10 protein-coding genes are annotated in these 10360 nt (G+C 74.0%); 6 read left to right on the top strand and 4 right to left on the bottom strand.

The features are described from left to right. Window positions 1–322 (top strand): carboxymuconolactone decarboxylase family protein (locus GT045_RS07370; RefSeq protein WP_161298715.1); only part of this gene is annotated, 322 nt, incomplete at its 5' end. 72 nt (window positions 323–394) lie between these two features. Here GT045_RS07370 and GT045_RS07365 read toward each other — a convergent pair. Beyond that, complete coding sequence (locus tag GT045_RS07365; protein ID WP_237538409.1) at window positions 395–931, bottom strand: DUF2000 domain-containing protein; 537 nt, start codon at window positions 929–931, stop codon at window positions 395–397. A 49-nt stretch (window positions 932–980) separates the two neighbouring features. On the opposite strand from GT045_RS07365, the gene GT045_RS07360 reads away from it, so the two are divergent. Continuing rightward, entirely contained in the window at window positions 981–1778 is a 798-nt protein-coding gene (locus GT045_RS07360) for an AraC family transcriptional regulator (RefSeq protein ID WP_161333665.1), read from the top strand. Here the strand turns inward: GT045_RS07360 and GT045_RS07355 are convergent. Further along, window positions 1744–3453: a glycosyl hydrolase family 28-related protein gene (locus GT045_RS07355; protein WP_202527420.1), complete on the bottom strand. Its 1710-nt coding sequence runs from the start codon at window positions 3451–3453 to the stop codon at window positions 1744–1746. The two genes, GT045_RS07360 and GT045_RS07355, sit on opposite strands and share 35 nt — an antisense overlap. Before the next feature lie 141 nt (window positions 3454–3594). Between GT045_RS07355 and GT045_RS07350 the strand changes: the two genes are divergently transcribed. Beyond that, complete coding sequence (locus GT045_RS07350) at window positions 3595–4200, top strand: hypothetical protein (protein ID WP_237538408.1); 606 nt, start codon at window positions 3595–3597, stop codon at window positions 4198–4200. Window positions 4201–4215: 15 nt separating this feature from the next. Here the strand turns inward: GT045_RS07350 and GT045_RS07345 are convergent, their stop codons facing one another. Together GT045_RS07345 and mshA are read right to left on the bottom strand one after the other, a co-directional pair. Continuing rightward, window positions 4216–4716 carry a YbjN domain-containing protein gene (locus tag GT045_RS07345; protein WP_161298717.1) on the bottom strand — a complete coding sequence of 167 codons (501 nt, stop codon included), beginning with the start codon at window positions 4714–4716 and terminating at the stop codon, window positions 4216–4218. Next, a complete protein-coding gene (gene mshA, locus GT045_RS07340; protein WP_161333664.1) occupies window positions 4709–6073 on the bottom strand; it encodes a D-inositol-3-phosphate glycosyltransferase in 1365 nt (454 codons plus the stop codon). Before mshA ends, GT045_RS07345 begins: the two co-directional genes overlap by 8 nt. A 303-nt stretch (window positions 6074–6376) precedes the next feature. Here mshA and GT045_RS07335 point away from each other — a divergent pair, with 303 nt between their 5' ends. From GT045_RS07335 to GT045_RS07325, 3 genes are all read left to right on the top strand, one after another. Further along, a complete protein-coding gene (locus GT045_RS07335) occupies window positions 6377–7222 on the top strand; it encodes a class I SAM-dependent methyltransferase (protein ID WP_202527418.1) in 846 nt (281 codons plus the stop codon). Between the two features lie 237 nt (window positions 7223–7459). Further along, entirely contained in the window at window positions 7460–8539 is a 1080-nt protein-coding gene (locus GT045_RS07330; protein WP_161287307.1) for a C40 family peptidase, read from the top strand. Window positions 8540–8842: 303 nt separating this feature from the next. Continuing rightward, on the top strand, window positions 8843–10144 hold the full coding sequence (locus GT045_RS07325; protein WP_161287306.1) for a fused response regulator/phosphatase: 1302 nt from the start codon (window positions 8843–8845) through the stop codon (window positions 10142–10144). Window positions 10145–10360 lie beyond the last annotated feature (216 nt).

The following is a 10360-nucleotide window of genomic DNA, read 5'->3' as shown; positions in this document are numbered from 1 at the left end:
GTTCTGCCTCGACATGCACACCAAGGACGCCGCCGCGGCCGGCGAGAGCGCCACGCGGCTGCACCTGGTGGCGGTCTGGCGCGAGGCCACCGTGTTCACCGAGGCCGAACGGGCCGCCCTGGAGCTGACCGAGCAGGCCACCCGGACCGCCGACGCGGCCGAGGGGGTCACCGACGAGGTGTGGGCGAACGCGGCCCGGCACTACGACGAGGAGCAGCTCTCCGCCCTGGTGGCGATCATCGCCCTGATCAACGCCTACAACCGCGTGAACGTCATCGTCCGGCAGCCCGCCGGCGACTACGTACCCGGCATGTTCGGCTGAGCGGAGCGAGCAGGGGGAGCCGGGGGCAGGGGGCAGGGAGGGGACCGGGGTGCCGGGCGGTAGGCGTGAGCCTCACGGGTGCATCCGGGCGCCCTTCAGGACCTTGTCCACCGCGTTCCGGGGGCCGTACACCGCCAGCCCCACCAGGTCCAGGTCGGCCGTGGGGACGGCCCGGACCGCCGCGCGGTTGTCGCGGTCGTTGCCCGTGGTGAACAGGTCCGCGGTGAACACGGCGCACGGCAGGGCGCGGGTCAGTGCCCTGCCGTGCGCCGCCTTCAGGGTCTCCTTCGTGCCCTCGAAGACCAGCACCGGCTGCCGGAACATCGGCTGGTACGACACCCCGTCCGCGTCCTCGTACCGCTCCCCGATCACCTCGGGGAGCGTCGTACCCAGACCGCTGACCAGGAACGCGGTGACGTTCAGCCGCTGCCAGGGCTCCAGGTCCGCGCGCAGCAGGACCGCGATCTTCGTGTCGAAGCGGACAGGTCCCGTACAGACAGGGCCCGTACCGACGGGCACGTACGGAGGCTCGTCCGTCGGCTCGGTCGGCGGCTCGGTCATCGGCTCGGTCGGCGGCTCGGTCACGGGCTGGATCATGGGCTCGTTCATGGAACGAGACTGCCGGTCGGCGCGCGGCGGCGTCTTGTACGTTCTTTGCATGGCCACCGGGCAGGAAGTCACCGCGTGGCGTCCCTCCGTCCCGGGCGTCACCGAGGTCTTCCACGCCCGCTTCACCGAGTACGCCTATCCGATGCACGTCCACGACGCCTGGACACTGCTCATCGTCGACGACGGGGCCGTACGGTACGACCTGGACCGGCACGAGCACGGCACTCCGCACGACACCGTGTCGCTGCTGCCGCCGCACGTGCCGCACAACGGGTCGCCGGCCACCCCGGGGGGCTTCCGGAAACGGGTCGTCTACCTGGACGGCAGCCGGCTCGGCGACGAGCTGATCGGCCGGGCCGTGGACACACCGGATCTGCGCGACCCCCGGCTCCGGCTGCACGTGGGCCGGCTGCACGCTGCCCTCGCCCGGCCCGGTGACGAGCTGGAGGCGGAGAGCAGGCTGACCCTGGTCGCGGAGCGGCTGCGCGGACATCTGCGGCGCCGCACCGAAGCACCCCGCCGGTTCCGCGACCCGGTGATCGCCCGGGAGCTGCGCGAGTTGCTGGACGCACGGGTCGTCGAGGGGGTGACCCTCCAGGAGGCGGCCGCCCTGCTGCACACCCACCCGGCGCACCTGGTCCGGGCGTTCAGCGGGGCGTACGGCATCGCGCCGCACCAGTACCTCATGTCACGGCGGGTCGGCCGCGCCCGGCGGCTGCTCCTGGACGGGGTGCCACCGGGCGGGGTGGCGGCGCTGACCGGGTTCTACGACCAGGCCCATCTCACCCGGCACTTCAAGAAGCTGGTCGGGGTCACCCCGGGGCGCTACCGGACCGGGACCCGCTGAGCCCCGGCCCCCGGAACAGGGCCCGCTGGGCCTCGTGGAGGTTGCGCGGGCGCACGGCGTCCGTGGTGCCGTACAGCTCCAGGCGGGAGTGCAGGTCGCCGGTGAAGTCGGGGACGTCGACCTGGCCGAACTCGCGGACCTCGTTCAGTCCGGCCGTCGCCGAGTACGGGGCCAGGCCGTCGATCTTCATCAGGCCGGCCCGGCCGTTGGTGACGCGGATGTTCCAGTGGGTGAAGCGGGCGCCGAAGAGCGGTCCCGCGCTGGCGTCCCCGCCGTGCTGCCCGTCGTTGTACACGGTGATGTCGGTGCGGACGTCGGCGAAGGGCAGGCCCCGGTGGCTGTCGAAGGTGCCCATCCGCATGTCACCGCGCGACCAGACGTTGTGGGAGGACAGACCCTCGACGTTGACGCCGTGCAGCTGGGTGCCGGCGGGCGCGGGGACCGTGCGCTCCTCGATGGTGAAGTCCTCGATCAGGTTGTCGTGGGAGCCCTCGCGGCAGAAGTACGGGTGGTGCGAGCCGCGGCCGGCGACCCGGGTACGGCGCAGGGTGCAGGCGGAGGCGGCCACCAGACCGAAGCCGTTGTCGACGTGCCGGACCGTGACGTCGTCCACCCAGCAGTCGTAGGCGCACTGGAGGACGACGCCGTTGTAGCCCTTGTCGAGGAGGTGGGGCGACTGCGGGGTCTCGACCGCCTCCAGGGTCAGGCCCTCGACGGCCGACCCGGTCAGCTCCCCCACGTGAGTGGTCAGACGCGGGTCCCATTCCGGGCGGACGTCCAGGGGGAGGGGGCGTTCGAGGGTGACGCGGCGGCCGCGGACGCGGGTGATGCGCACGGGCCACTCGTAGGGGACGTAGGAGGTCAGTTTCGTCTTGTCGTCCCAGACGTACGACGCCGGGCCGGGGCCGCCGCCCGCCATGTGCTGCAGGAGGGTGTGGGCGGGGTCGTCGGCGAGGCGGAGGAGGACCAGCCGGCCCGGGCGCAGCGCGGAGGCGTCGGCGACCGTGACCGTCCACGAGCCACGCCTGGCCGGTGCCACGGTCGTCAGGCTGGTCCATTCGTCGCGCCGGTTGCCGGTCCAGCCCTCGAAGGGCCAGGCACGCGACCTGACGGCGGCGACCAGCGAGTCCCAGCGCGCCCTGGGCGCCAGCCAGACGAGCCCGCCGGCCCAGGACCAGGAGGACTTGTCGCCGCCGTAGCGGGAGCCGTAGACGCCGATCAGCTCGGTGAGGCTCTTCGTCGCGTACAGCGTCGTACGGCCGCTGCCGGCACCGCGCAGGACGACGTTCGAGTCGCCGATGCGGATGACGTCGTCGATGCGGTACGTGCCGGGCGGGATGGTGACCGTGCCACCGCCGGCCCTTCCGGCGGCGGCGATGGCACGGTTGATCGCGGGGGCGCAGTCCGTGGTCCCGTCGGGTACGGCGCCGTACGCGGTGACGTCGGCGACGGTCCGGGGGCGGCGGAAGCGGGCGGCTCCGCCCCGGCAGCCCGCACGGCCGATGTACGGGATCTGGGGGTGGTTGAACGGGGTGCGGGTGAACTCGCCCCAGAGGGCGGGTGCCCGGGGAGGTGAGGGCGGCTGGGCCGCCCGGGCGGTGCCGGTCACGGCGCCCAGGGCCACCGCGGTCGCGGTCGCGAGCAAGGTCCGTCTGGTGAGGTGCGCGTCGCTCATGTCCACCCGCCCCTTGGATTCACGGATATGAATGTGGTTCAGGAATGCGTTGGCGGTGAGCATGCCACCACCGACCCTCGGCGGGGAAGAGTCGCGCGGAAGTCTCGCGTCCGGTGATCACGGCGGGCTAGCTTCACCTCCATGGATGACACACAGAAAGCACAGGAAGAACAGACTCCTCGCGATCCATCCATCAAGAACCGCCCGCTGCCGCTGCGCCGGGTCACCACCGCCGTCGTGGGCGCCGTGGCCCTCGTCGGTCTGAGCGTCGGCGTGGCCCTCGCGGCGACCTCGGGCGACGCCTCCGGCTCCCGGCACGGCGTCACGAGCTCCGTCCCGCCGGACGGGGACTCCACGGGCGTGACCGGCGGTGACACCACCACCATCGGCGGAGGTGGCACCGCCGGCGTCAGCGACGGCGGCGGCACCGGTGACGACACGGGCGGCACCGTCGGCGCGAGCGACGGCGGCACCGGCACGACCGGCGGTGACACCACCACCATCGGCGGAGGCGGCAGCGTCGGCGCGAGCGACGGCGGCGGCGACGGCGGCACCGGCGGTGCCGAGCCGAGCCCGACGCCCACCTCCTCCGACGAGCTGGCCGAACTCGACCGGCGCATCACCGAACTCGACAAGAAGGTCGATCAGCTGCCGACCAAGAAGGAACTGGCCGACGCCCTGCGGGCCTTCGCCGACCAGCTCGACCGGAGCGGCGCCGGCGCGACGCCCGCCCCGGACCCCTCCTGAGCGTCCCGCCCGGGGTCAGTCGGCCGGACGCCGGGTCAGATGCGCGAACGCGTCCAGGTTCCGCGTCGACTCGCCCCGGGACACCCGCCACTCGTACTCCCGGCGGATCGAGGAGGCGAAGCCCAGCTCCAGCAGGGTGTTGAAGGCGCCGTCGGCCGCCTCCAGGACCTGCCCGAGGATGCGGTCGACTTCGTCCGGGGTGACGGAGGCGAGGGGCAGGCGGGCGGTGACGTAGACGTCGCCGAGACGGTCGACGGCGTAACTCACGCCGTACAGCTTGAGGTTGCGCTCCAGCAGCCAGCGGTGGACGCCCGCCTCGTTCTCGTCGGGGTGGCGGATGACGAAGGCGTTCAGCGACAACGAGTGCCGTCCGACGAGGAAGGACACCGTGGTGGACAGCTTCCGGGTGCCGGGGAGCGTCACCACGTAGCTTCCGGGTCCGGGACTCTCCCACTCCAGTTCGGCGTCCTTGAGGGCGTCCTCCAGGACCTGTCCGGCCTTCTCGACATCACCCATGGTGGGAGCGTACGCGACGACGGTGGGACTGGGTCGCGGCCGTGTAGACGTCGGCGGTGGCGGCGGCGGCCGTGTCCCAGCCGAAGGACTGGGCGTGCCGGGCGGCGGCCCGTCCCATGCGGGCCGACAGGTCCGGGTCGTCGGCGAAACGGGCCAGCACGCGCGCGTAGTCGGCCGGATCGTGGCCCTGGACGAGGAAGCCGGTCTCGCCGTCGCGCACCGCCACCGGCAGACCGCCGACCGAGGCGGCGAGCACCGGGGTCCCGGCCGCCTGCGCCTCTATGGCGACCAGGCCGAAGGACTCGCTGTAGGACGGCATGACGAGGACCGACGCGGCCCGGAACCAGTCGGCCAGCTGCTCCTGGCCGACCGGCGGACGGAACCGTACGACGTCCGCGACGCCCAGCCGGGCCGCGAGCTTCTGCAGGCCCTCCGGTTTGGCGAGCCCGCTGCCGCTGGGGCCGCCGACCACCGGGACGTGGATGCGGGAGCGCAGCTCGGGGCGCTCCTCCAGCAGGACGGCCACGGCGCGCAGCAGGATGTCCGGCGCCTTCAGGGGCTGTATGCGGCCCGCGAAGAGCGGGATGAGCGCCTCCTGCGGGAGCCCGAGGCGGGCGCGGGCGGCGGCGCGGGAGTCGGCCGGGGTCCGCGGTCCGGCTCCGGGGTGGGGACGGAAGCGCTCCAGGTTCACGCCGGGGTGGACGACGGCCACCTTGGCGGGGTCGGCCGCGTAGTGCCGGACCAGCTCGTCGGCCTCCTCGGCGGTGTTGGCGACGAGCCGGTCGGAGGCGGCCACGATCTGGGTCTCACCGATGACCCGGGCGGCCGGCTCGGGACTGTCGCCGGCGGCGAGGTTGGCGTTCTTGACCTTGGCCATGGTGTGCATGGCGTGCACCAGGGGGACGCCCCAGCGCTGGGCGGCTAGCCAGCCGACGTGGCCGGAGAGCCAGTAGTGGGAGTGGACGAGGTCGTAGTAGCCGGGGCGGTGGCCGGCCCACGCCTGCATCACACCGTGGGTGAAGGCACACAGCTGGGCCGGCAGTTCCTCCTTGGCGAGGCCCTCGTAGGGGCCGGCGTCGACGTGCCGGACGAGGACGCCGGGGGCCAGTTCGACGACCGGGGGCAGGCCGCCGGCCGTGGCCCGGGTGAAGATCTCGACCTCGATGTTGATCGCGGCCAGCCGCTGGGCCAGCTCCACGATGTAGACGTTCATGCCGCCCGCGTCGCCCGTGCCGGGCTGGTGCAGGGGCGAGGTGTGCACGGAGAGCATGGCGACCCGCCGGGGCCTGCGGTACAGCCGGAGCCGCTGGGCGGCCGACGGGGAGCGGCGCCCGAGCCTGCTGGCGTACTGGCTCACGTGGCGGTCCTCCTTGCTGCGGGCATGCCGGGAAGGGCCCACCTCGCCCTCCAGGGGAGGTCAACAGCGACCGGGTGCCCGGCCATTTCCGGATCAAGCGGCTTTGCCGAATCATTACCTTCCGTCGGTCAACCGTTCGACTGCCCGTCGGCGCCGCCACCCCCTCCCGCCGAGGCCCGCCCCCTCCCGCCGGAGCCCGCCCAGCCCGCCGAGACCCACCGGAGCCCGCCGGAGCCCGCCGGGGCGGGTCGCGCCGTTCCGGCCCGTGCCCCCTCGCCGTCCGCCCCGCTTACCCTCGTATCCATGACAGCCCGCGCAGCGACCCCCCACCCCCGGCTCCGCCCGGCCAGGGGGACCGCCGTCGTGGGAACGGTGACGCGCGGGACCACCAACCCCAACCGGCTGCGCCGGATGGACCGCTGGATCGCGGCCGTGCACGGCGCCGAGCTACGGCGCGCCGCCGACCCGCTGGCCGTCGACCTCGGCTACGGCGCCGCGCCCTGGACCGCCGTGGAGCTGCTGGGCCGGCTGCGCACCGCCGCCCCGCGCGTGCGGGTGGTCGGCATCGAGATCGAGCCGGAACGCGTGGCCGCGGCACGGCCGTACGAGCGGGAGGGGCTCACCTTCCGGCACGGCGGTTTCGAGATCCCGGTGCCCGGGCGCCCCCTGCTCGTCAGGGCCGCCAACGTCCTGCGGCAGTACGACGAGGCCCAGGTCGCCGCCGTATGGGAGCGGCTGTGCGCGCGGCTCGCCCCGGCGGGCGACGGCTCGCGCGGCGGGCTGCTCGTGGAGGGCACCTGCGACGAGATCGGCCGCCGGCACGTGTGGGTGGCGCTCGGTCCCGAAGGCCCCCGCACGGTCACCTTCGCCACCCGGCTGGGCTCCCTGGACCGCCCCTCCGACCTCGCCGAGCGGCTGCCGAAGGCGCTGATCCACCGCAACGTCCCGGGCGAGCCGGTGCACGCCTTCCTCCGCGACTTCGACCGCGCCTGGGCCGCCGCCGCGCCCTACGCCTCCTACGGCGCCCGCCAGCGCTGGATCCGCGCGGTACGGGACCTGGCGGCCGACTGGCCGGTGACGGACTCCGCGGCCCGCTGGCGGCAGGGCGAAGTGACCGTGGCCTGGGCGGCGTTGGCGCCGGTGCGCTGACCGCCCGGCGGGCGCGCGCGGTGCCGCCCCGCGGACGCGGCGGCACCGCGGCCCCGTCGGCGGGCCGGGGAACGCCTCGCGTGCTTCGTTCGTCACACCGGGGGGGGAGATCGTCATGTCCCGTGGCCGGTGGGGTGATTCCGGTTTCGACGGCCTCTGTCGCTTTGCGCGCGACCGTGGCACGATCCCTCGGACGACCGTAAGTTACTGACGGTAAATCAGTTTGGGGGAAGAGGTATGGGTTCGGGCAAGCGCGGTCTCCTCACGGCCGCCCTGACCGTGGTGTGCGCGGTGACCGTCCTCGCGGCACCGGGCGCGGCGTTCGCGGCCCCCGCTCCCACGCCCGCACCGCCGTCCGGGGGCTCACCGGCGCCCCGCCCCGGAAAGGACCTCCAGGCGATACGCGAGAAGCTCGACGAGCTCTACCACGACGCCGCCGTGGCCACCGACGCCTACAACGCGGCCGAGGAGAAGACCGAGAAGCAGTCCGCGGAGATCGTGGCACTGGCGCAGAAGATCGACCAGGGCCGGCAGCGCCTGGCCGGACTCCGGAACCAGGCGGGCGCGGCGGCCCGGGACCAGTACCGCACCGGCGGCCTGTCCTCCACCGCCCAGTTCCTGCTCAGCGACGACCCGGGGCAGTTCCTGGACAGCGCCGGGCGGGTGCTCCAGGGCCAGCAGGCGGCGACCAAGCTGATGGCCGAAATGACGCGCACCCAGGCGCAGTTGCGCCAGTACGCCGCCGACGCCTCCGCCAGGTGGAGGCAGCTGGACGCCAACCGCGAGGCCAAGGCCGCGGCCAAGAAGAAGATCGAGAAGCAGATCGACGCGGCCGAGAAGCTCGAATCCCGGCTGGAGAAGAAGGAGAAGGAGCGCCTCGCCCAGCTGGAGCGGGAGGCCGCAGACAAGGCGCAGACCGCCTGGCTGGACACCGGCGTCCTCAAGGACGTCGGCGGCAAGGCGTCCGAGCAGGACAAGAAGGCCGTGAAGTACGCCACCGAGCAGCTCGGCAAGCCGTACGTGTGGGGCGCCGAGGGGCCGGACTCCTTCGACTGCTCGGGCCTGACCTCCCAGGCCTGGGCGTCCGCCGGGCACGCCGTCCCGCGCACCTCGCAGGAGCAGTGGCGGCAGCTCAAGCACGTCGCCGTCGAGGACATGCGCCCCGGTGACCTCATCATCTACTTCGACGACGCCAGCCATGTCGCGATGTACATCGGCGGCGGCGCGATCATCCACGCCCCGCGCCCCGGGCGCACGGTGACCGTCGCGGGCGCCGGCTCGATGCCGATCCTGGGGGTCGTACGGCCGGACGCGTGAGCCGTGCCGGGCCCACGGACGGCGCGGCGGCCGGTCCGCCCATGTGCCCGGTGACGCGCGTCATGTGACCCACCGCACGGCCCCCTCGGCCCAAACTCCCCCCGGGAGTGAGCTTCGTCATTCCCCGCGGGCCGCCGGGGTGTCCAACTGCGGTACGGAACGCGGCATATGACAGCGGCGCACGGCGGAGCGACGCGGCTCACACCATTCCATCAGGGCGGTCGCAGCCGCTATGGTCCCGGTCGGTGGGTCGAGACCCCTCGACGCCGCCGTGCCCTCGGGGGGAGGGAAGGAACCCAGACGATGCCCGTACCCGTACCGCGGCAGAGAGCGATCCCGGCCGTGGAGAGTGGTCAGGCGCAGGCCGCCCCCACCATCGGCGGCCCCCTCAAGGAAGAGGCCCACCGCGACGCCGCGGCCGTGAACGGCACCGGCGCCACTCTCACGCTGCTGCTGATCGAGGACGATCCGGCAGGCTCGCCGATCCTGCCCGAACTGCTGGACCCGGCCGGCAAGCCGATCCGCGTGCGCACCGCCCGCAACCTCACCGAGGCCGAGCGGCTGCTCACCGACGACGTCCACTGCATCCTGCTGGACCTGGCGCTCCCGGCGCCCGGCGGCAGTGACAGCGACGACGAGCTGGCCGTGCTCCGGCACGTCCTCCGGCTCGCGCCCCGGCACGCCGTGCTGGCGCTGACCGCCTCCGGCGACGCCGAGCGCGGCGCCGAGGCCGTCCGCGTGGGCGCCCAGGACTACCTGTTCCGGGACGAGCTGGACGGCCGGCTGCTGAGCCGCGCCATCCGCTACGCGGTGGAGCGTAAGCGTTCCGACACGGCCGAGCGACGGCTCGCCGAAGGCAGACTCCGGGCGCAGGAGAACCGCCGCCTGGAGCGCGGTCTGCTGCCCACCCCGCTGCTGGACGGCTCCACGCTGCGGTTCGCGGCCCGCTACCGCCCCGGCCGCTCCCGGGCGCTGCTCGGCGGCGACTTCTACGACGCCGTGCGCACCCCGGACGGCACCGTGCACGCCATGATCGGTGACGTCTGCGGCCACGGCCCGGACGAGGCCGCGCTCGGCGTGGAGCTGCGCATCGCCTGGCGGGCGCTGACCCTGGCCGGGCTGTGCGGGGACGAGCTGCTGAACACCCTCCAGCAGGTGCTGGAGCACGAGCGCTCCGACGAGGAGATCTTCGCGACGCTGTGCACGGTGGACATCGCTCCCGACGGCCGCCGCGCGGGCCTGTGCCTGGCCGGCCATCCGGCCCCGCTGATAGCCCGCCCGGGCCGGCCGGCGCGGCTGCTCCCGTACGACAACAACGGCCCCGCGCTGGGCCTGCTGCCCGGCGCGCGCTGGCCGCGGATGCAGGTGGAGCTGGGCCCCGAGTGGAGCCTGATGCTCTACACCGACGGCCTGATCGAGGGCCGGGTCGGCTCGGACGGGGAGCGGCTCGGCCAGGACGGCATGCTGGCGATGATCCGCCGGCAGCTGTCCGAGGGCCTGGGCGGGGAGGAACTGCTGCGGGCCGCGGTGAGCGAGGTCCGCGATCTCAACGGCGGTGAGCTGACCGACGACGTGGCGGTCGTCCTGCTGGACCGGGCGCCGTAAAAGCCCGCGCCGAGCCGGCGCCGGAACCGCAGCCCCCGCCGAGCCGGCGCCGGGACCGTAGCCCCCGCCGAGCCGACGCCGGGACCGTGGCCCCCGCCGAGCCGACGCCGGGGCTATGCAGGCCGCCCCGAGCCGGCGCCGCGGCCGTGCAGCGCGCCCCGAGCGGGCGCCGCGATCGAGCGGCGGCGTGGGCCGGCAGTCGTAAGCGTGGTGGCC

The sequence above is a fragment of the Streptomyces sp. SID486 genome (assembly GCF_009865385.1).
Classification (GTDB): domain Bacteria; phylum Actinomycetota; class Actinomycetes; order Streptomycetales; family Streptomycetaceae; genus Streptomyces.
This window is presented reverse-complemented; position numbering and strand designations above follow the sequence as displayed.